Source organism: Listeria goaensis, from assembly GCF_900186125.1.
Classification (GTDB): domain Bacteria; phylum Bacillota; class Bacilli; order Lactobacillales; family Listeriaceae; genus Listeria; species Listeria goaensis.
In genome coordinates this window covers 1-20,811 of record NZ_FYBQ01000011.1, presented here as the reverse complement: position 1 = coordinate 20,811, position 20,811 = coordinate 1, and the positions used below count along the sequence as shown (strand labels likewise).

Annotated in this window: 19 protein-coding genes and 1 rRNA gene; 2 read left to right on the top strand and 18 right to left on the bottom strand. The window is 43.7% G+C overall.

Going from position 1 to position 20,811, the window contains the following annotated elements; all coding sequences use genetic code 11:
- Window positions 1–4: 4 nt before the first annotated feature.
- Window positions 5–1,354, top strand: a complete 1,350-nt coding sequence (locus tag CFT42_RS11825; RefSeq protein WP_088816209.1) for a sodium-dependent transporter — start codon at window positions 5–7, stop codon at window positions 1,352–1,354.
- 83 nt (window positions 1,355–1,437) lie between these two features.
- On the opposite strand, the gene CFT42_RS11820 is transcribed toward CFT42_RS11825, so the two are convergent.
- Together CFT42_RS11820 and CFT42_RS11815 are read right to left on the bottom strand one after the other, a co-directional pair.
- The gene (locus CFT42_RS11820) at window positions 1,438–4,632 is read right to left on the bottom strand and encodes an immunoglobulin-like domain-containing protein (RefSeq protein ID WP_088816208.1); all 3,195 of its coding nucleotides are present in this window, start codon (window positions 4,630–4,632) and stop codon (window positions 1,438–1,440) included.
- A 356-nt stretch (window positions 4,633–4,988) separates the two neighbouring features.
- A complete protein-coding gene (locus CFT42_RS11815; RefSeq protein ID WP_159457903.1) occupies window positions 4,989–5,264 on the bottom strand; it encodes a WxL protein host-binding domain-containing protein in 276 nt (91 codons plus the stop codon).
- A gap of 202 nt (window positions 5,265–5,466) precedes the next feature.
- Between CFT42_RS11815 and CFT42_RS11810 the strand changes: the two genes are divergently transcribed.
- Window positions 5,467–6,369, top strand: coding sequence for an acyltransferase family protein (locus CFT42_RS11810; protein WP_088810855.1), 903 nt, complete (start codon window positions 5,467–5,469; stop codon window positions 6,367–6,369).
- Between the two features lie 93 nt (window positions 6,370–6,462).
- Here CFT42_RS11810 and CFT42_RS11805 read toward each other — a convergent pair whose 3' ends face one another.
- The 16 genes from CFT42_RS11805 to rrf all read right to left on the bottom strand — a co-directional run bounded on the left by CFT42_RS11805 (window position 6,463) and on the right by rrf (window position 20,788).
- The gene (locus CFT42_RS11805; protein WP_088816207.1) at window positions 6,463–6,717 is read right to left on the bottom strand and encodes a hypothetical protein; all 255 of its coding nucleotides are present in this window, start codon (window positions 6,715–6,717) and stop codon (window positions 6,463–6,465) included.
- Between the two features lie 11 nt (window positions 6,718–6,728).
- On the bottom strand, window positions 6,729–7,022 hold the full coding sequence (locus tag CFT42_RS11800) for a YerC/YecD family TrpR-related protein (protein ID WP_088810853.1): 294 nt from the start codon (window positions 7,020–7,022) through the stop codon (window positions 6,729–6,731).
- 129 nt (window positions 7,023–7,151) lie between these two features.
- A complete protein-coding gene (gene purD, locus CFT42_RS11795; RefSeq protein WP_088816206.1) occupies window positions 7,152–8,414 on the bottom strand; it encodes a phosphoribosylamine--glycine ligase in 1,263 nt (420 codons plus the stop codon).
- A gap of 15 nt (window positions 8,415–8,429) precedes the next feature.
- On the bottom strand, window positions 8,430–9,947 hold the full coding sequence (gene purH, locus CFT42_RS11790; protein WP_088816205.1) for a bifunctional phosphoribosylaminoimidazolecarboxamide formyltransferase/IMP cyclohydrolase: 1,518 nt from the start codon (window positions 9,945–9,947) through the stop codon (window positions 8,430–8,432).
- Window positions 9,948–10,508 (bottom strand): phosphoribosylglycinamide formyltransferase, encoded by a 561-nt coding sequence (gene purN, locus CFT42_RS11785; protein ID WP_088816204.1) that lies wholly within the window; start codon window positions 10,506–10,508, stop codon window positions 9,948–9,950.
- Window positions 10,505–11,554: a phosphoribosylformylglycinamidine cyclo-ligase gene (gene purM, locus CFT42_RS11780; RefSeq protein ID WP_088810849.1), complete on the bottom strand. Its 1,050-nt coding sequence runs from the start codon at window positions 11,552–11,554 to the stop codon at window positions 10,505–10,507. The genes purN and purM overlap by 4 nt, the downstream gene beginning before the upstream one ends.
- Before the next feature lie 19 nt (window positions 11,555–11,573).
- Complete coding sequence (purF, locus tag CFT42_RS11775) at window positions 11,574–13,004, bottom strand: amidophosphoribosyltransferase (protein WP_088816203.1); 1,431 nt, start codon at window positions 13,002–13,004, stop codon at window positions 11,574–11,576.
- The gene (purL, locus tag CFT42_RS11770; RefSeq protein WP_088816234.1) at window positions 12,989–15,187 is read right to left on the bottom strand and encodes a phosphoribosylformylglycinamidine synthase subunit PurL; all 2,199 of its coding nucleotides are present in this window, start codon (window positions 15,185–15,187) and stop codon (window positions 12,989–12,991) included. Before purL ends, purF begins: the two co-directional genes overlap by 16 nt.
- 7 nt (window positions 15,188–15,194) lie before the next feature.
- The gene (purQ, locus tag CFT42_RS11765; RefSeq protein WP_088816202.1) at window positions 15,195–15,884 is read right to left on the bottom strand and encodes a phosphoribosylformylglycinamidine synthase subunit PurQ; all 690 of its coding nucleotides are present in this window, start codon (window positions 15,882–15,884) and stop codon (window positions 15,195–15,197) included.
- Window positions 15,885–15,886: 2 nt separating this feature from the next.
- A complete protein-coding gene (purS, locus tag CFT42_RS11760; RefSeq protein WP_088810846.1) occupies window positions 15,887–16,132 on the bottom strand; it encodes a phosphoribosylformylglycinamidine synthase subunit PurS in 246 nt (81 codons plus the stop codon).
- Window positions 16,132–16,845, bottom strand: coding sequence for a phosphoribosylaminoimidazolesuccinocarboxamide synthase (gene purC, locus CFT42_RS11755; protein WP_088816201.1), 714 nt, complete (start codon window positions 16,843–16,845; stop codon window positions 16,132–16,134). The genes purS and purC overlap by 1 nt, the downstream gene beginning before the upstream one ends.
- 64 nt (window positions 16,846–16,909) lie before the next feature.
- Window positions 16,910–18,202 (bottom strand): adenylosuccinate lyase, encoded by a 1,293-nt coding sequence (gene purB / locus CFT42_RS11750; RefSeq protein WP_088816200.1) that lies wholly within the window; start codon window positions 18,200–18,202, stop codon window positions 16,910–16,912.
- Window positions 18,203–18,220: 18 nt separating this feature from the next.
- On the bottom strand, window positions 18,221–19,345 hold the full coding sequence (gene purK / locus CFT42_RS11745) for a 5-(carboxyamino)imidazole ribonucleotide synthase (RefSeq protein WP_088810843.1): 1,125 nt from the start codon (window positions 19,343–19,345) through the stop codon (window positions 18,221–18,223).
- Entirely contained in the window at window positions 19,338–19,826 is a 489-nt protein-coding gene (purE, locus tag CFT42_RS11740) for a 5-(carboxyamino)imidazole ribonucleotide mutase (RefSeq protein WP_088810842.1), read from the bottom strand. Before purE ends, purK begins: the two co-directional genes overlap by 8 nt.
- 163 nt (window positions 19,827–19,989) lie before the next feature.
- Window positions 19,990–20,526 (bottom strand): DUF2179 domain-containing protein, encoded by a 537-nt coding sequence (locus CFT42_RS11735; protein WP_088810841.1) that lies wholly within the window; start codon window positions 20,524–20,526, stop codon window positions 19,990–19,992.
- A 146-nt stretch (window positions 20,527–20,672) separates the two neighbouring features.
- A 5S ribosomal RNA gene (gene rrf, locus CFT42_RS11730) occupies window positions 20,673–20,788 on the bottom strand.
- Window positions 20,789–20,811: the final 23 nt, after the last annotated feature.

Below are 20,811 nucleotides of genomic sequence, written 5' to 3'. Positions count from 1 at the left end.
TTTTATGCATCAAAAAGAAAAATGGGGTTCTAAAATAGGCTTTATATTGGCATCGGCTGGATCAGCTATCGGGATTGGTGCCATTTGGAAATTGCCATATGTAGCGGCAACAGCAGGCGGAGGAGCATTTTTTCTACTTTTCCTCGCCATCACGCTCCTTGTTGTTATGCCTATCTTAATGGCCGAATTTATTATCGGTCGCAGTTCAGGCGGTGACGCCATTTTAGCTTATAAAACACTCGCTCCAAAATCAAAATGGAACTTACTTGGAAAACTAGGCGTTGTTGGCGCAAGTATTCTGTTTTCTTTCTACAGCGTTGTAGGTGGCTGGATTATTACTTACCTCTTTAAAGCCTTATCAATGAGCTTAGCGGGTGCCACGCAAACTGAATTACTACAGGAATTTAGTCGCACAACAGCCAACCCGTACCTTTCACTTATCGCTACCTTCATTTTTATCCTACTAAATGTTTTCGTTATTAACCGCGGAGTCGTATCTGGAATCGAGAAAATGAGCAAATTTATGATGCCGGCACTTTTTCTATTATTTCTTGTCTTGATTATTCGCTCATTAACGCTTGACGGTGCGATGAGCGGCGTACAATTTTTCTTGAAACCTGACTTCACACATATGACAGCCAACACGATTTTAATCACGCTCGGGCAAGCCTTCTTCTCACTAAGCGTTGGTATCTCGGTTATGGTCACCTACAGTTCTTACTTAGATAAATCTGTCAGCTTGCCGCAATCTGCCATTTCTATCGCTCTTTTGAATGTCTGTGTTTCGCTTCTTGCAGGGCTCGCTATCTTTCCAGCAGCCTTTGCATTCGGAATCACGCCTGACGCAGGCCCCGGCTTATTATTCGTCATCCTGCCATCGATTTTCAACCAACTGCCATTTGGAACATTCTTCTTTGTCATTTTCCTTATTCTGTTCCTTTTTGCAGCCCTTACGTCAAGCTTTTCCATGCTCGAAGCAACGGTAGCACCGATTATGTCCAGCGGCGTTTCTCGAAAAAAAGCAAGTACGTGGATGGGAGTGCTTATCATGATTATGGCCGTTCCGTCGGCGCTTAGTTTCGGCGTGTGGAATGATATTCACCTCTTCGGCCTTACCTTCTTTGAATTCGCAGACTATCTCGTTTCCAATATCATCCTTCCAGTCGGCGCCTTATTCATTTCCATTTTCGTCGGTTACCGACTGCCTAGACAGCTTTTACAAGATGAATTTACGGCAAGTAGTCATTTTGGCAAAAAAACCTTCATTGTCTGGCTTTTTATCATCAAATACATTGCTCCTATCGCGATTATCTTTGTCTTTCTAAGCGCGACTGGGATTTTAAAATTATTTTAAAACTAAAAAACCTGAAGGTAACGTATTTCAAGTAAGTTGCCTTCAGGTTTTTATTACTGACTGATTAAATAACGATTATTAAATTATGCTGTAATTCTTACTGTGTTAGTAGTCACAACAGCGCCACTAGCATTATATCCCTTCATAATAACCTCATCCGTAACGCTTGTTACATCGCGTTTAATATAGTAGCTATACGTACCCGTGTTATCCACAGGAATCTTAGAAAGTTGTGTCCCATTCACGGTTGCAGAAATGTATTTCACATCTCCTGAATAGGTTCCAATAATTGACTTGTCCCCAATTCGATAGCTATTCGATGTAATGTCACTTGTTAATCGAACACGAACTGGAGCTTCTGCAACTTGTACTTTTTCCTGATTGTAAGCCACAATGGATACTGTATCTGTAAGAGATGTAATATTAGGACGAGCATAGTAGGTATACGTGCCGTCTGATGGAACTGGAATCCTACTCAATAATGTTCCATTCACTTTCAACGCAATATATTTTACGCTTCCTTCATACGTCCCTGATATATATTTATCTTGATGTAAGAAAAAGTCATTTGCTGCAATTGCATTATTTTGTGGTGGACTTAGAACCACATTGACTGGTTCTTGATCGACAACATTTCCAGCAGCATTGTACCCTTTCACAGAAACTGTGTCGCCCGTTGCAATTTTATCTTTAGCATAGTATCTCCATGTTGTCGTATTTATCACGGATGTTCTCGAATACTCTGTTCCATTCACAACCAAGGATACATATTTCACATTGCCTGCATACGTTCCTTCTATATATGAGTCTGAAATAGCATAGTAATTCGGATTAACCGTAATTGTCCCACCTAAACTCCCTGGTCGATATAAGTCTACTTTCTTCCGTGAAACTTCGGTATTTTCCGAATTGTAACCGATGACAAACACTTCATCTGTATCTGCATTTGTAATGTTTGAACGTGCATAATAGCGGAATTTACCGTCTGCTTCAACTGGAACTTTAGAAAGCGTTGTTCCATTCACAGAAAGTCCTACTTTTCTTACCGAACCCGTATACGTTCCTTCCACATAAGCATCAGTCCCCACTACAAAGTTATTCGGGGAAACCGCTCCAATTTTTAGTTGCCCATCTTTTAAATTTACTCGTGCGCGGTCTAGTTCTCTATTTGCTGAATCAAGTCCAACTAAATAGACTGTTTGATTTATACTTGTAATATTATTTTTAGCATAGTAAGTGAAGCTTCCTGTAACAGGAACCTTAGATTGTTGAACGCCGTTCACTTCTAGGTAAACTCTCTCCACATCACCTGTTACTTCTGCTTGAATGCGACTATCATAACCTACATAATAGTCTTGTTTCACGGTAACCGTACCACTTTTTGCTGCTTGTGTAACTGTTGTATGGGCATTAGACGTTTTATCACCTGCTGTTACAGTGGCAGTTACGACTGTTCCGGCTACTTGCGCTGGAATCGTCAAACTGTAAGCGCCATCTGAAGCAATTCGACCACTCGCAAGTTGATTATTATGCTGGTCTTTCAGCACAATTGTTGCATTCGGTTCACCTGTTCCTGTCGCTACTCTCGAGTCTACATTTAATGGATTAATAGTAGTTTGAGCAATATGCTCATTCGTTACAGTCGTAAAAGCACTAGACGTTTTACCACCTTGTGTCACTGTCGCCGTCACAACTGTCCCAACCATTTGTTTTTGAATCGTCAAGCTATAACGACCATCTGAGCCTACTCGCCCTGTTGCAAGTTGATTATTATTTTGATCTTTTAACACAATCGTCGCATTCGGTTCTGCGGTTCCTACGGCGATTACCGAATCTGTGTTTAATGGCTCAATGGTTGTTTGAGCAAGGTTACCTTGTGCAACGGTTGTATTCACACTCGATGTCTTACCATCTGCTGTTGCCGTTGCTGTCACAATTGTTCCTGAAACTTGTTTCGGAATTGTTACACTATAACGACCATCTGAACCGACTCGACCCGTTGCAAGTGTTGTCGAACCTGCTTTAATTACAATCGTCGCATTTGGTTCTGCGGTTCCCTCTGCTTTGACAGAATCCGCATCTAATGCATTAATGGTTGTTTGTGCGATGTTTCCTTGTGCAACAATTGTATCTGCACTTGATGTTTTCCCGTTCAATGTTGCCGTTGCTGTCACAGACGTCTCTGCCTCTTGCCTTGGAATCGTTATACTGTAACGACCATCTGAACTTGCTGTACCCGTTCCAAGCGTTGTCGAACCTGCTTTAATTACAATCGTCGCATTCGGTTCTGCAGTTCCCTCCGCTTTGACAGAATCTGTATTTAACGCACTAATGGTTGTTTGTGCGATATTTCCTTGTGCAACAGTTGTATTTACACTTGACGTTTTCCCGTATGCCGTTGCAGTTGCCGTCACAACGGTTCCTACTGCTTGTTTTGGAATCGTCAAACTATATTGCCCATCTGCAGCTACTCTCCCTGTACCAAGCGTTGTCGAACCAGCTTTGATTTCAATCGTTGCATTTGGTTCTGCAGTTCCCTCCGCTTTGACAGAATCCGTGTCTAACTCATTAATAGTTGTTTGATCAAGAGCTGCATCCAAATCCATCAATGATACATTTCCAATATTTATTGTACCTTCCGTACCAATTGCATCTTTAAAACCAAGTACTTTTAATTCAATCCGCATCGTGATGTCTGCAGGAGCAGTGACAGTTGTCGTATAATTTCTTGCTGTAGGACTCGTGACAGGTAACCAATCACTGTTTGATATCTCAACATCATTATTATTGAGGTCTGATGTCCGTACTTGGATATGTTCTAAATCCGATCCAGAAACATACTTATAATCCACAGACAAACGATATCTGTGTCCCTCTATAACCTCTACATTTTGTCCTAAAAAAGCAATATGTCCATTATTTATAGCCCTTTTATGTGTAACGTTAATACTTCCATCACTTTGAGGAGCCATATAATTATCCAAGTATTCTCCAGAACCGCCGTATATCCTATAATTTTCCATATAATAAGCTCGGCCCGCTGAATACCTACCTTGTACATCCCAATTTGTAATCAAATTTCCGTCCCCTACAAATCCAGGATTTTGCAGTAAGTTACTTGTGACTGAAGTTAATGAACTATTTAGCCCAGCCTCCTGTGCATGGCCTTCAGTTGCTTTTGCATTATATGGCAATGAAGTAGCAATTGTTGATGCAAACAGGGTCGCTACTAAAGTACTAATCACCGTTTTCCTTAATCTAGATTTCTTAATTTTCAATATTCAATTCTCCTTTCGAGCGTTTTAGACATGGCAAAAAATAGGGGGTCCGCATCAGGACACCTCTAATCCTAATCGTTTCCTATTAGTCCCCTTGTCTATTATACTGTCTAATTTTTTAACACAATCCTCCTTTTTTAATCCTCTAATCACTGTAAGCTTTTTTCATAGTAACATTTAAAATTTACCGAAAAAAGCCAGAAAAATGGATTTTCAAAAAAAATATATATAAATTTTGTGACAGATTTTCTTCATTTTCACTTCGATTCTCAAGCCCAAACGGATCGATAATCATTGCTACAAGAAGAAGTACACAATTGGCACGATGAGATTCCACTCTGGTCTAGCTCAACCGCTCACTCATTGTACTTATTCACTTCCATTCGACCTTTTCGATAACTTTTCCCCTGTAACTTTAAATCGCGCCAAATTATGCTTTTCAGATTTTGAAGGGTGACGAGAAGCGTATTACGATGATTCACTTGCCCAGATTGCACCTTTAAAAGCGAAAGTTTTGGCGACACCAGTTTATTATTTTCTTGTATAGCTACACCAATTGCATACGCCAAGCTAGGAGGATTTTCTTCTTCCAAAATTGAACAAACTGGTATTTTATGTATAAATTGTAACAATTTCCATCTAAATACCTCTAATAAACTTAAATATTGACTTAAAAACCTCCTTTTTTCCAAAAATGCTTTATGTTATAATGAAGTCTGATTTTAGTGAGGTTTCGACCTATATGGAGGAGATGAACAGAGAAAACTTGCCGAAATGAAGATGAAAAAGAACACCTAAGAACGATTATTTTAGTCAAATAAGGAGATTAGTTTTATGATAACAAAGCAACAGACGACTCTTTTAAAAGGGATAGCTATTTTTATAGTAATCGTGTCACATATATGCTATAAAAACTTTGATAATTACCATTATATTGGTCCGATTTCTGTGTGGATATTTTTAATTCTTTCAGGATATGGACTAACGGCCTCTGCTGATAAAAACGGTTTATCCAAATACTATAAGCGTTATGTCAAAATCATTATCCCATACTGGATTTTTAGTATTTTTAAACTGATTTTTGTAGCCATTATTTTCCAGCAAACTTTTTCGATGAAACAATTATTTTCAATCATGTTTTTCTTTGACATCGGGCGTGACTTAGATCCGACGATGTGGTTTGTACTATTTATACTATTTTGGTACACGTTATTCTTAATCGCGCGCTTACTTGTAAAAAATCGTGTATTACAACTGATTATATTATTACTCGGTTCAGTCAGCATCGTGTTTATTGACGAATACTGGTTATTTTATTCCATCGCCTTTCCGGTTGGGGTCTTCCTGAAAAGAGAAGAACACTGGTTAGCACCTATGAAAGATAAATTATTAGCAAAAGCCTCAATAAAGTGGGGCAGCCTAATTGCATTAACGGTTGTGTGCGTATTTTTATACTTCACTTCTAACATTCCAATGGCATCCTTTATGTGCTTTATCGGAGCGCTCCTTGTCATTATGGTAGTCCAGTCTTTCCATGTGAAAAGTAAATTCTTACTATTTTTGGGTACTTGGTCCTTCTTCCTTTATCTAATCGAAGGCTTCCCGAGTTATTCTTTCGATTTAGTAGGCTACTTCAATCCAATGATAGTCGGCTTACTTGTTTACCTTGCCTTTACTTTTATCATAGGTATTTTGCTTGGTAAATTCAGTAATAAGATTTTGAAAATGTTACGTTAATTGCTAATCATTAACCGCCTATTCTTAGGCGGTTTTTTTGCACAAAAAAAGAACTTGCGTTAGCAAGCTCTCATTTTTTTATTTTGTTTTAGACTAAATCGCCATCAAAATAAGACTCAATACACAAATCCACATACCAGAAAGTCCGATGGAAATTCCGATGTAATTTTTTGCGCGCACATTGAAAAGTGTTGTGAAACTAAAACAAACAATGAATATCCAGTGCCATAACATGCTGAAATTCAGTCCGACATTTTGGATAATCATATCGATTGAAATATACATAACGGCGAGAACCAAAATGGCGATAATCGCAGTTTGGAACCCTTTACTTGGTTTCTTCTTCATTTATATCCTTCTTACTTCGTTTCCATTCGGTTGAACACAACTTCATACATGTCGTTACCGTAGTTTAGCGAACGTTTTACACGTGAAATCGTTGCGGTGCTTGCACCTGTTTCTGCTTCAATAACATTATATGTTTTTCCTTCTGAAAGCATTTTAGCAACTTGGAAGCGTTGTGACATCGACTGAATTTCATTCACAGTGCAGACATCATCAAAGAAAGCATAACATTCTTCAAGCGTTTCGAGCTTTAAAATACCATTAAAAAAAGCATCCAAACCTTCCCCACGAATCTTTTCTATTTGCATATTTAGATAACCTCCGTTCCTCTACTTGTACTTTCATATTTTAACGTACCAACGCATGAAAAAGCAACTACTTTATTTCTGTAAAAGGGAAAAGCGGATTTGCCAAATCGCTCATCCGCTTGTTTTATCTTATTCAGCTTTCGCACCTATGTCAATTCGGTAGAAGAAATTTGGATTGTCTAGTTTCTTCATTTCCGCATATAAAATTTGACGTGTTTCTTTCATTGTATTTGCAGAAGTTTGAAGAAGGAGTACTCGGCCACCATTTGAAATGAGATTGCCGGCAGTGTCCAATTTTGTTCCAGCATGATAGATTGCGATTTCTGGGCTGACTTGGTCAAGGCCGGTTAGCAATTGGCCGGTTTCGTATTGTTCGGGGTAGCCCTTGCTTGCAAGGACGATGCCGAGGTGAATACCTGCTTTTTTAAAGCGTACGTCGGGAGTCTCATTTTTTAGAAGTGCGAAGATGAGCTCGGCGAAGTCGCTTTCTAGGCGCGGGAGGACGACTTGCGTTTCTGGGTCTCCGAAGCGCGCATTAAATTCGATGACTTTCGGACCTTCATTTGTGGCAATCAAGCCGGCGTAAAGGATACCTCGGAACTCACGCCCTTCTTCGACCATTCCTTTTGCTGCGGGAAAAAGAATCGTTTGAATGGCTTCTTCGACCAATTTTTCTGGTATATGTGGAACGGGTGAATAGGCGCCCATTCCGCCTGTGTTTGGACCTTTGTCGCCGTCATAGGCGCGTTTGTGATCCTGGGCGATGGGCATCGGATAGACTTCTTCGCCGTTTACAAAGGCCATGAGGGAAAATTCTTCGCCTTCTAAAAATTCTTCGATGACGACTTTTTGTGAGGCTTCACCGAATCGTTCTTCTAGCATCATTTCCTTTAATGCGAGTACGGCTTCTGGCATCGTCATTGCGACAGCAACGCCTTTTCCGGCGGCAAGTCCGTCCGCCTTAATCACAATGGGGACTCCTTTTTCCTCCAAATAGGCTTTCGCTTCTTCGTACTTGGTGAAGGTCTTCGAGTTTGCGGTTGGAATCGCGTATTTTTGCATGAACTGTTTGGCGAAATCTTTGCTTCCTTCGATGAGAGCGGCGGCTTTTGTTGGACCGAACGCGAGCAAACCAGCTTCTGTGAAAGCATCCACTACGCCTGATAAAAGCGGGATTTCTGGGCCGACTACCGTGAATGCGACGGCTTCTTCTTGCGCGAAGTGAATTAGTGCTTTAGCGTTTTTTTCTTGAATGTCCACGCAGTGCACGCCGCTGTTTTTCATGCCGTCATTTCCTGGGGCACAAAAAACGGTGTCAACGTCACGCGAGGAAAGAAGTTTTTGACAGATGGCATGTTCTCGGCCACCACTACCAATTACGAGTACTTTCATCTTTTCACTTCCTTTTTAATGTTTAAAGTGACGAACATGTGTTGTAACCATTGCAATACCGTGTTTATTTGCCATTTCAATGGAATCCGCATCTTTAATCGAGCCGCCTGGTTGAATGATTGCGGTAATGCCGGCTTCCGCTGCAGCAAGAACCGTGTCATTCATTGGGAAAAAAGCATCGCTCGCTAGTACTGCCCCCTGTGCGTTCACGCCAGCTTGACTTAGCGCAATTTTTGCCGCGCCGATGCGATTCATTTGTCCAGCGCCGACACCGAGCGTCTGGCTAGCGTTTCCGACAACAATCGCGTTTGACTTCACATGTTTCACAATTTTCCACTGCACAAGAAGCGCGCGCATCTCCTCGTCAGTCGGTGCTTTTTCCGTCACAACCGTAAAAGTCTCGGGATCAGCCACAAAAGTATCACTATCTTGGACAAGCAAGCCGCCGTTCACAGACGTTTTTTCCAAGCTCGGCGCAAAACTCGACATGTCGACCGAAAGCAAACGGATATTTTTCTTTTTGGTTAAAATAGCTAACGCGGCGTCAGAAAAACTTGGCGCAACAATGATTTCCAGAAAGATTTCACTTAGCTTTTGCGCAGTTTCCACGTCAACCTCACGATTTAGCGCGACAATTCCACCAAAAATCGAGGTTTCATCCGCCTCGTACGCCTTTTCATACGCCTCAAAAATCGTCGTACCGACACCAACGCCGCATGGGTTCATATGTTTCACGGCCACTGCTACAGGTTCTGTGAATTCGGCTGCAATTTTAAGCGCAGCGTCTGTATCGCGAATGTTGTTGTAGGATAGCTCTTTGCCGTGGAGCTGTGAAGCGTGTGCCACACTATGAACGTCCGCCAGTGGTTCTTCGTAAAAAGCCGCCTTTTGGTGCGGGTTCTCACCGTAGCGTAAACTTTCTTTTAGGTCATATGTTAGCGTGAGCTTTTCAGGGAATTCCTCTTCCGTCAAGAAGCCCGCGATTAGCGCATCATAGGAAGCCGTATGGCGGAACACTTTTGCGGCAAGTTTCGCACGAGTTTCGGGTGTCACACCGCCGTTTTCAAGTTCAGCTAAAACAGGCGCGTAGTCGGCCGCATCAACTAAAACCGTCACCGCCTGATAGTTTTTGGCCGCCGAACGGAGCATCGAAGGGCCACCGATGTCGATATTTTCAATGGCTTCGCTAAGTGCCACATCAGGTTTCGCAATCGTTTCTTGGAAGGGATATAAATTGACGCAAACTAAATCGATCGGCTGGATACCGTGTCGTTTAGCCTCATTCACATGCGTTTCTAGGTCACGCCGAAATAAAAGGCCACCGTGAATCATCGGGTGGAGGGTTTTCACGCGTCCGTCTAGCATTTCTGGAAACTCCGTCACCGCTTCAATTCCGGTGGTTAAAACGCCGTTTTCCTCCAAAATTTTCTTCGTTCCGCCAGTTGAAATAATCTCAAAGTCAAGTTGTACGAGTGCCTTCGCGAAGGCCACCACGCCTTCTTTGTTCGACACACTAATGAGCGCTCTTTTCATTTATTTAAACTTCCCCTCTACTAAATTTTTCACCACTTTGGGGTAAAAGATATGTTCGATTTTGTGAATTTTCGCCGTGAGTGACGCCTCCGTATCTGTTGCAAGGATTGGAATGCTTTCGCGTGCAATCACTTCGCCCGTATCCATGCCCGCATCTACAAAATGTGCGGTGACGCCCGTCTCGTCTGCCCCGTCTGAAAGCGCCTGTAAAATCGCATCCTTGCCCGGATATTTCGGCAAAAGTGACGGGTGCAAATTGACAATTTTATTCGGATACTGGTCGAGTAGCGTTTCGCCGATGAGGCGCATGTAGCCAGCCAAGACGATAAAGTCTACCTGTTTCGCTTCTAGCTCGGCTAAAATGGCGGTTTCAAATTCCGCTTTATTCGCGTAAGCTTTCGGCTCAAACAGAAATGTCGGCACGCCAAATTGCTTGGCCCTCTCGAGCACCCCGGCGCCCGCTTTATCACAGACGAGCAGGACGATTTTATCCCCGACATCGCTTTTCATGAGCGCTTCGAAATTCGTTCCCGAACCTGTTGCAAAGACGGCGATATTCATTTCGTTTCGCCCCCAATAAATGTGACGGCTGCCGTTTGTTTCTCCGTGACGCGCCCAATTTTATAAGCCGGCTCGCCTAGCTCCTGCAATACATGTAAAACGTTCGCCGCTTCATTTTCTGGAACCGCTAGCACCATGCCAATTCCCATGTTGAAGATGTTATACATTTCCATTTCATCTAACTGGCCGCGCATTTTAAGGCTACTGAAAATCGGCAGTTCAGGCCAAGAGCCACATTTAATTTCCGCCGCCAAATTTTCGTTTAGCATTCTCGGCAAGTTTTCAATAAAGCCACCGCCCGTGATGTGCGCAATGCCATTCACCTTGCTTTGCTTTAAGACTTCTAAAACAGGCTTTACGTATATTTTTGTCGGTTCTAACAAGTAGTCCACAAGTTCCCCGTCTGGGAGTTCTGGAAGCTTGGCATTCAATTTTAGAGCGCCATCTTTGAAGTAGATTTTTCGAACGAGCGAGTAGCCATTGCTATGAATGCCGCTTGAAGGAAGCCCAATTAAAACGTCACCCGCCTGAACGGCATCAGCCTGAATCAATTTGCTTTTTTCAACAGCGCCAACAGTAAAGCCAGCTAAATCGTAATCGTCCGCCGCATACATATCGGGCATTTCAGCGGTTTCCCCGCCGATAAGCGCGCACCCTGAAAGCTCGCAGCCAGTCGCCACACCTTTCACAATTTGTTCCATTTTAGACGGCGTGTTTTTCCCTGTCGCAATATAATCTAAAAAGAAAAGTGGCTCGGCGCCTTGTGCGAGTATATCGTTTACACACATAGCAACGCAGTCAATCCCAATTGTATCGTGTTTTCCAGCAGAGATCGCCACAGCGAGTTTTGTTCCAACACCATCTGTGCCTGATACTAAAACAGGTTCTTTTAATGCGAGCTCACTTAAATCAAACATACCACCAAAAGAGCCAAGTGCGCCCATAACGCCTAATCGCTCTGTCCGCGCAACATGTTTTTGAATGCGTTCCACGACTTCGTAGCCTGCATGGACATCAACGCCTGCCTTACTGTATGCATTTTCCACTTTTTAACACTTCCTCGTCTTAGTTTTTTTGATCTTCTAGACTTTTCAAATACTCCGCTTCATAATCGTATAAATCAGTTGGATAGTCTCCGTTGAAATACGCCATACATAAACCGCCGTACGGCTCATTCGGATAAGGTTTGCCGACTGCTTCCACAAGCCCCTCTTCACTTAAATACGTGAGCGAATCGGCGCCGATAATTCGGCAAATTTCATCGACACTATGGTTTGCCGCAATGAGTTCGTTGCGTGTTTGAATATCAATGCCGTAAAAACACGGGAACGCAAGGGGCGGGGAAGCAATTCGGACGTGCACTTCTCTGGCGCCAGCTTCGCGCAGTAGTTGAACAATACGCTTACTCGTTGTTCCGCGCACAATGGAATCGTCAATCATGACGACACGTTTACCTTCAACGACACCGCGAACCGCCGACAATTTCATGCGCACCCCTTGTTCTCTTAGCTCCTGTGAAGGCTCAATGAACGTTCTGGCCACGTACCTATTTTTAATCAAACCGAGCTCGTAAGGTAACCCAGATTCCTCCGCGTAACCGATTGCCGCTGAAATGCTCGAATCGGGTACACCTGTCACGACATCAGCGTCCACGAAAGCTTCCTGTGCGAGCCGTTTGCCACTACGCTTTCTCGCCGAGTGCACGTTAATCCCCGCAATATTTGAGTCGGGGCGTGCAAAATAAATGTACTCCATGCTACAAATCGAGTGCTTGACTTCTTTGGTGAAAACGTCAATGTGAAGTCCGTCATCATCAATCACAATGAGTTCGCCTGGTTCAACGTCACGGACAAATTCTGCACCTACCGTTTCAAACGCGCATGTTTCCGATGCAACGACGTAACTGTCGCCAATCCGGCCAATCGAAAGCGGACGGAAGCCGTTCGGATCTAGTGCGGCAATCATCGCATGTTCCGTAAGAAGCATATAGGCAAAGCCGCCTTTCACACGGTTTAGCGCCACTTTCAAATCTTGAATGAAGTCCCCCGTCTGACTGCGCTTAATCAGATGCGCCAGCACTTCCGTATCCGAACTCGTTTGGAAAATCGCCCCTTCTTTTTCCAGTTCCGCACGTAGCGATGAAGCGTTAATTAAATTGCCGTTATGCGCAAGCGCCAATGAAGAGTTTTGAAAGTGGAACAAAAACGGCTGCACATTGCCTAAACTTTTGCCTCCTGCCGTCGCATATCGCACATGCCCAATTGCCCCCGTTCCTTTTAACCCATCAAGCTCTCCGTGTTTAAAAACGTCCGCAAGCAACCCTAAATTCCGGTGCCCCTTAAGCGTCAGACCGTCCGTTGACACAATCCCAGCGCCTTCTTGCCCGCGATGTTGCAAACTGTGCAAGCCGTAATACGTAATTTCCGCAGCAGCCGGGTGATTCCAAACGCCAAAAATTCCACATTCCTCGTTCAAACCTTTTATTTCAGCAAGCATGGCAAAGCCCCTTCCCAAATTTCGCGCAAACTTTCCGTAGATACAACCACTTCTTCTTTTTTGGAAGAAATCATTAGCACAGCGTCTTCCGTCACCACTCCAACTTCATGCACATTTTTGTTCGCGAAAATTTCCTCAAATTTCGCTTTGTCCGCTTGTTTCACCGATACAATAAAACGAGATTGTGACTCACTGAAAATCATTTCAAGTTCAAATGGCACAGCCACTTTCGCCCCGTAATTGCCTTTAAATGCCGCCTCCGCGAGTGCCACTGCAAAACCGCCTTCTGAAATATCATGCGCACTTTGAACAAGTCCAGCTTGAATCGCTTGAAGTACCCCCGCCTGGTTCGACTGTTCCACATCTAAATCAAGCCGCGGAGCACGCCCAGAAATCTTACCTTGCAAGAGCTTTTGCAGTTCCGAGCCATTATATTCAGCGAAAGTGTCACCGACCAAATAAATCGCATCACCTGCCGCCTTAAAATCCTGCGTCGTAATATCTTTTATATTTTCAACCAAACCAACCATACCAATTACTGGTGTCGGGTAAATCCCCGTGCCGTCCGTTTCATTATACATCGACACATTCCCCGAAATAACTGGTGTATCAAGCGCAAGACACGCCTTACTAATGCCGTCTGCCGCTTTCTCAATCTCCCAGAAAATTTCCGGTTTGTCCGGATTTCCAAAATTAAGGCCGTCCGTAATCGCAAGCGGTTTTGCACCACTCGCCACAATATTACGCGCCGCCTCGCTCACCGCAATCGCACCACCAAGCTCTGGGTCAAGATACAAATACCTTGAATTGCAATCCGTCGTCATCGCAATCGCCTTCTCCGTTCCACGCACACGTACAACCGCCGCATCACTACCCGGCACAACCGCCGTACTCGTGCGCACTTGGTAATCATATTGCTCATAAATATACCGCTTACTCGCAATTGTCGGTTGAGCCAAAAGCTTTTCCCAAGTTTCTTTTAGGTTTAAAAGATTAGGCCGAAATGGCGTTTCATTTTGAAACTCTTGGTAACGTTTTGGTTCACTTGACGGTTTGTGATAAACCGGTGCATCTTCCGCAAGAGCATCAACCGGCACACTCGCCACAACTTCCCCGTGATGAATAATCGTGTACATTTTATCATCCGTCACTTCGCCAATTGTCACCGCATGCAAGCCGTAACGCTCAAACAATGCTACAATTTCCGCCTCATGACCGCGCTTCACACATAAAAGCATCCGCTCCTGCGACTCCGAAAGCAGCATTTCATACGCGGACATATGTGTTTCCCGTTGCGGCACATCGTCCATCACAAGACGCAGACCAGTTCCCGCCTTCGATGCCATCTCCGAACTCGAACTCACAAGTCCCGCTGCCCCCATATCTTGAATCCCAACTAAAATATCCGCATGCTTCTGAATGACTTCCAAACAAGCCTCTAAAAGCAGTTTTTCCATAAACGGATCGCCAACTTGAACCGCTGAACGCTGCTGTTCGCCTTCCTCACTAAATTCCACCGAAGCAAATGTCGCCCCGTGAATTCCGTCACGCCCCGTTTTGGCGCCAACGTACATGACCGGATTGCCAACACCAACTGCTTGCCCTTTTTGAATGTCTTCTTTTTTGATTAAACCCACACACATGGCGTTGACCAGCGGGTTCTTCGAGTAGCACGTTTCAAATTGTACCTCGCCCCCAACCGTCGGAATCCCAATTGAGTTTCCGTAGCCTGCAATGCCTGCCACAACTTCATTTACCAAGTATTTCGTATGCGGATTATTTAGTTCGCCGAAACGAAGTGAGTTCAGCATCGCAATTGGACGAGCGCCCATCGAAAACACATCGCGAATGATTCCGCCGACTCCAGTTGCCGCACCTTGATATGGCTCCACGTATGACGGGTGGTTATGACTCTCCACTTTAAAAGCCACGCCTAGTCCGTCCCCAATGTCAACAATTCCAGCTCCCTCACCCGGGCCTTGTAAGACTTGCTGCCCTTCTGTTGGGAATTTTTTCAAAACCGGTTTGGAAGTTTTATAACTACAGTGCTCCGACCACATGACCGAGAAGAGGCCTGTTTCAGTGTAGTTCGGCTTGCGCCCGAGAATGGAAACGATTAAATCGAATTCGCTATCCGTTAAACCCATTTCCTGATATATTTTTTGCTGTGCGATTTGGTCCATCGTTGGTTCATTTGCTAGCACTTTCGCTCGCCTCCTTCATAGAACTGACAATCGATTGAAATAATTTCAAGCCGTCCACACCGCCGACAATTTCTTCGACAGCTCGCTCTGGATGTGGCATCATGCCGAGCACGTTGCCGCGTTTATTCACAATACCAGCGATATTCGCCGCGCTACCATTTGGATTTTCAGCCGCATACGTAAAGACAATTTGCTTGTTCGCCTGAAGTTCCGCAAGCGTTTCTGCATCGCAATAATAATTGCCTTCCCCGTGCGCCACGGGAATTTGGATTTCTTCACCAGCTTGATAGCTAGACGTAAAAAGCGTATCCGCATTCTCAACTTGAAGCGGCAACGTTTTACAAACAAAATGCAAATTGCGATTCCGAATGAGCGCGCCTGGCAACAAGCCGCATTCCGTTAAAATTTGAAATCCGTTACAAACGCCTAGAACGGGACGCCCCTCTTCCGCAAAACGCATCACTTCTTTCATAATATTCGCAAATTTAGCGATGGCGCCCGTGCGTAAATAGTCCCCGTATGAAAAGCCACCCGGAAGAAGCACCGCATCAAATCCAGCAAGCGACTTTTCAGCGTGCCACACGTATTCGGCTTCCTCACCTAGCACATCTCGGATAGCATGAAGCATATCTAAATCGCAATTTGACCCCGGAAACTGAATCACAGCAAATTTCATTCTTATGCCTCCTCAATTTCGTAACGATAATCTTCCATCACTGGATTCGTTAACAATTTATCACAAAGTTCATCCAACATAACGCGTACATCACGGTCCGTTTTTTCAACTTGAAGCTCCATATATTTTCCAATCCGAACGTCCTGAACACTCGCATACCCCATACTAATAGCCGCCTCGTTCACCGCGTCCCCTTGCGGATCAAGCACACTTTTTTTTAACGTCACATAAATTTTCACATTATACATTACTTCATGACCTCCTCAAGTCGCGATAAAACTTCATCATAAACTGTAATTAAATTCCCAATATTCCGACGAAAGACATCCTTATCGAGCCTCTCCCGCGTCTCTTTATCCCAAAGTCGACACGTATCCGGCGAAATCTCATCCGCAAGCAAAATCTGACCTGCCACATCGCGTCCAAATTCAAGTTTAAAATCAACAAGCGTAATCCCCATTTTTTCAAAAAGTTCCTGTAATTTACCGTTCACTTGAAGCGCGAGAGCCTTAAGCGTTTCAATTTCCTTCCTATCGCAAGCACCGAGAAAAACAACGTGGTCATCATTGATGAAAGGATCGTCTAGTGCATCATTTTTAAAATAAAATTCCACAATCGGCGTATCAATAAGTTCCCCCTCGTCCCTGCCAAGCCTTTTCGCAAGACTACCCGCAAGCACATTTCGCACCACCACTTCCAGTGGAATGATGTCCACCTTTCGAATCAATTGTTCCGTTTCAGAAATTTGTTCAATAAAGTGACTCGGAATTCCCTCGTTTTTCAAATAACGAAAAATAAGCGAAGTAATGTTGTTATTGCGTATTCCTTTTCCCGCAAAAACTTCTTTCCTTCCGCCGTTTAATGCCGTTGCATCATCTTTATATTTCGCGCGGAGCACATCCGCTTTTTCTGTCGTAAAAAGTTCCTTCGCTTTGCCTTCGTAAATGAGTTCGTTTGTCACTTAAAATCTCTCCTTTTGAAAAAAGTAGCCTCACTCGCCTAATAAAAGACGAGCAAGTCGTATTTTAAAGCCCTAAACGGTTAAAAATTAAATCTACATTTTTAAGATGATAGTGATAATCAAAGCAGTCATCAATCTCTTTTTCCGAAAGTAATGCGGTAATTTTCGGCTCATTTTCCACAAGCGTTCTGAAAGACGTTTTCGTTTCCCACGCTTCCATCGCTTTTGGTTGAACCGTATCATATGCCTCTTCCCGCGCCATTCCTTTATCAATTAAAGAAAGTAAGACGCGCTGTGAATAAATTAGACCTAGCGTCGCATCCATATTTCGCTTCATATTGTCAGGAAATACCGACAAATTTTTCACAATGTTTCCAAAGCGACTTAAAATATAATCAAGTAAAATGGTCGCATCTGGTAAAATAATTCGCTCCGCCGAGCTATGTGAAATATCGCGTTCATGCCATAGCGGCACATTTTCATACGCCGTCATCATATGTCCGCGAATTACGCGTGCAAGCCCCGTCACGTTTTCCGAGCCAATCGGATTACGCTTATGCGGCATCGCCGAACTCCCTTTTTGGCCTTTCGCAAAAGCTTCCTCCACTTCACGAACTTCACTTTTCTGAAGGCCACGCACCTCAACCGCAAATTTTTCAACAGACGTTGCGATTAAAGCAAGTGTTGCGACATATTCCGCATGTCTGTCGCGCTGCAGTGTCTGCGTGGAAATTGGTGCCGGCGTAGTGCCTAAGTGCTTACAAACATATTCTTCGACAAAAGGGTCAATATTCGCGTACGTGCCAACTGCACCAGAAATCTTACCAAATTCAACGCCCTTCGCCGCATGATCAAATCGCTCTAAATTACGCTTCATTTCCTCATGCCAAAGTGCAAGTTTCAACCCGAATGTCGTCGGCTCCGCATGAACGCCGTGTGTTCTACCCATCATGACCGTGTTTTTATGTTCCCGAGCTTTGTCAGCCAAAATTTGAATGAAGTTTTCCAAATCTTTACGTAAAATTTCATTCGCTTGTTTTAATAAGTAAGAGTTTGCTGTATCCACCACATCCGTTGACGTTAAGCCGTAGTGCACCCATTTACGTTCAGCACCAAGCGTTTCAGAAACCGCACGTGTAAAAGCCACCACATCATGACGCGTTTCAAGCTCAATCTCTTTAATCCGTTCAACATCGAATGTCGCATGCTCGCGAATTTTAGCTACATCCGCTTTTGGAATATCGCCAAGCTCTGCCCATGCCTCACAAGCTAAAATTTCAACTTCAAGCCAAGCCTTAAAGCGATTTTCCTCCGTCCAAATTTTGCCCATTTCCTCTCTCGTATAACGTTCAATCATGCGCCTTTAGTCCTCCATCTATTTCCAAATTTTCGTTTCTTCTAAATCAATTAATACAGCGCTTGGATCATTCGCTAAAATCGTAATATGCCCCATTTTGCGGTCGCGCTTCGCTTCTTTTTTCCCGTAATAGTGCACATACCAACGCGAATAATCACCCATCTGTTCATTTACGCCTTCCACATGCTGCCCTAAAATGTTAATCATGACTGCTGGCTTAATCAATTCCGGCTTTAAAAGCGGCAAGCCAACAATTGCCCGAATATGCTGCGTAAACTGCGAAATATTACATGCTTCAATCGTATAGTGCCCCGAATTATGCGGTCTAGGCGCGAGCTCATTCACATATAGCGCACCAGACGCTGTCACAAACATTTCAACCGCCAAAACGCCTTCTAAGCTTAAAAACTCGGCCAATTTCACAGCAATGGCTTGCGCCTCCTCGTGGACATCGGCTTCTAGTTTTGCCGGCACAACGGATGTATGCAAAATATTATTGCGATGCACATTTTCACTTACTGGAAAGGTTTCAATTTGCCCCGCAGCATTTCGAGCTACAACAACAGAAACTTCTTTTTCAAACGGAATAAAAGCTTCGAGCACACACGAACCATATTTTAACACTGGAAGGGTTTTATCCACATCTGCCTCACTACGGAGAATAACTTGACCTTTTCCATCATATCCGCCCCGCGCCGTTTTCACAACAGCTGGATAGCCAATACTTTTAATCTGTTCCAAAATATCCTCTTTATCAACAACAACCGCATAAGGAGCAATGTTCACATTCACAGACTCCAAATATGCTTTCTCTAAAATCCTATCTTGCGTAATCGACAAAAGCTCAGAGCCTTGCGGAACTTTCACCATATCTTCCACTTTTGCAAGTGCTCCGTAATCTACATTTTCAAACTCATACGTCACGACATCTGACTTCGCCGCGAGCTCGCGTAACGCCTTAATATCATCATATTCCGCCACAATCTGTTCATCACAAACCTGACCACAAGGCGAATCAAAAGTTGGGTCTAAAACAATCACCCGATACCCCATCGCTTTCGCACTAAGTGTCATCATTCTGCCTAGTTGTCCACCGCCAATTATGCCAATTGTGCTATTCGGTAATAAAAATGTGTTATTCAAGTTTATCACTACTTTCTAGTACAGTTTCCTCTAGTGTAGCACGTCTTTTCGCTAATCGGCTAGCAATTAAATCATTAGAAATTGATAAGATTTGTGCAGCCAGTAAACCAGCATTCACAGCACCGCTCTCACCAATTGCAACCGTAGCAACTGGCACACCAGCCGGCATTTGTACAATTGAAAGAAGTGAATCCATTCCATTCAGCGCCTTCGATTTAACCGGCACACCAATAACAGGTAACGTCGTCTTCGCCGCAACCATTCCTGGTAAATGCGCCGCTCCGCCAGCACCTGCAATAATCACTTTTATTCCATTTTCTCGCGCCGCCTCCGCATAACGAAACATTAAATCAGGCGTACGATGCGCCGAAACAACCTTCTTCTCATAAGAAATCTCCAGCTCATCCAGTATCTCACAAGCCTTTCGCATCGTTTCAAAATCCGAGATACTCCCCATGATGACACCAACATCCGCAGACATTTACGGCTCAACTCCTTCTATAAAAGTGAATTTCCGTTTCAACACCTTAATTCTAACAATACAAACCTTAATTGTCAATTAAAAATCGAACGTTTTTATACTTCTAAAACCGAACGTTCGGTTTTTACTTAATTATAAAAAAGTCCCGCCAACCAGCAGGACTTCACTTCATTCGTTTTCGCACACTCTTAACCCAAAATCCACCATGAATTTGTTTCGGCTCTGAAGAAACAATAAATGCCTTTTCATCAATCGCCACAATTTCCTTATAAAGCTTCCGTTCATTTTTCCGTGGTGTCAAAATCTCGAGCATCATCCGCTCACCATCTCGACCATTCGCAAGCCAACTTGTCACCCCGTAACCCAAATCCCGAATCTGGTTCGGCAAATCCAAATTGTACTCCTGCGTAATCACGTTCACCGTAATATAACCTAACGCCAAACGTTCCTCGATTTTCATACCTATAAACAATCCCACGCCAAATCCGACTGCATATGCAATCACATTCGCGATATTATTTAAGTTATCAAGCACCAAACTAAGCGCCACCACGTACACAACCATTTCAATAACGCTCACAAAAGCCGCCAAATAACGATATCCCTTCATTGTTAGCAACAAACGCACTGTTGAAATCGCGACATATAAAATGTTCACAATAAAAATTGTAAGCACAATACCAATTGCCCCATGAACCATCCTAATCCCCACTTCCTTTAAAACCAAACAGACTTACCTACTTATCCATTCTACACTATCCCTATTCCATTTTAAATACCACCTTAAACACTTTCTAAAAAAAAGTATTAAAAAAAAGGCTCAGAAAATTTCTGAGCCTTCCAATTGCCCGGCAGCGACCTACTCTCACAGGGGGAAGCCCCCAACTACCATCGGCGCAGAGAAGCTTAACTACCGTGTTCGGGATGGGAACGGGTGTGACCTTCTCGCCATAACTACCAGACAATGAAAGAAAGAACGTTGTTC

Bases quoted from the DNA above. Each gene is read 5' to 3' on its own strand.
- purH (WP_088816205.1), bottom strand. From the start codon at position 9,947: ATGAAAAGAGCGCTCATTAGTGTGTCGAACAAAGAAGGCGTGGTGGCC.
- purS (WP_088810846.1), bottom strand. From the start codon at position 16,132: ATGTATAATGTGAAAATTTATGTGACGTTAAAAAAAAGTGTGCTTGAT.
- CFT42_RS11735 (WP_088810841.1), bottom strand. From the start codon at position 20,526: ATGGTTCATGGGGCAATTGGTATTGTGCTTACAATTTTTATTGTGAAC.
- purF (WP_088816203.1), bottom strand. From the start codon at position 13,004: ATGCTTGCTGAAATAAAAGGTTTGAACGAGGAATGTGGAATTTTTGGC.
- CFT42_RS11800 (WP_088810853.1), bottom strand. From the start codon at position 7,022: ATGCAAATAGAAAAGATTCGTGGGGAAGGTTTGGATGCTTTTTTTAAT.
- purL (WP_088816234.1), bottom strand. From the start codon at position 15,187: ATGGACCAAATCGCACAGCAAAAAATATATCAGGAAATGGGTTTAACG.
- CFT42_RS11805 (WP_088816207.1), bottom strand. From the start codon at position 6,717: ATGAAGAAGAAACCAAGTAAAGGGTTCCAAACTGCGATTATCGCCATT.
- purE (WP_088810842.1), bottom strand. From the start codon at position 19,826: ATGTCTGCGGATGTTGGTGTCATCATGGGGAGTATCTCGGATTTTGAA.
- purD (WP_088816206.1), bottom strand. From the start codon at position 8,414: ATGAAAGTACTCGTAATTGGTAGTGGTGGCCGAGAACATGCCATCTGT.
- purB (WP_088816200.1), bottom strand. From the start codon at position 18,202: ATGATTGAACGTTATACGAGAGAGGAAATGGGCAAAATTTGGACGGAG.
- purQ (WP_088816202.1), bottom strand. From the start codon at position 15,884: ATGAAATTTGCTGTGATTCAGTTTCCGGGGTCAAATTGCGATTTAGAT.
- CFT42_RS11810 (WP_088810855.1), top strand. From the start codon at position 5,467: ATGATAACAAAGCAACAGACGACTCTTTTAAAAGGGATAGCTATTTTT.
- purN (WP_088816204.1), bottom strand. From the start codon at position 10,508: ATGAATATCGCCGTCTTTGCAACAGGTTCGGGAACGAATTTCGAAGCG.
- CFT42_RS11825 (WP_088816209.1), top strand. From the start codon at position 5: ATGCATCAAAAAGAAAAATGGGGTTCTAAAATAGGCTTTATATTGGCA.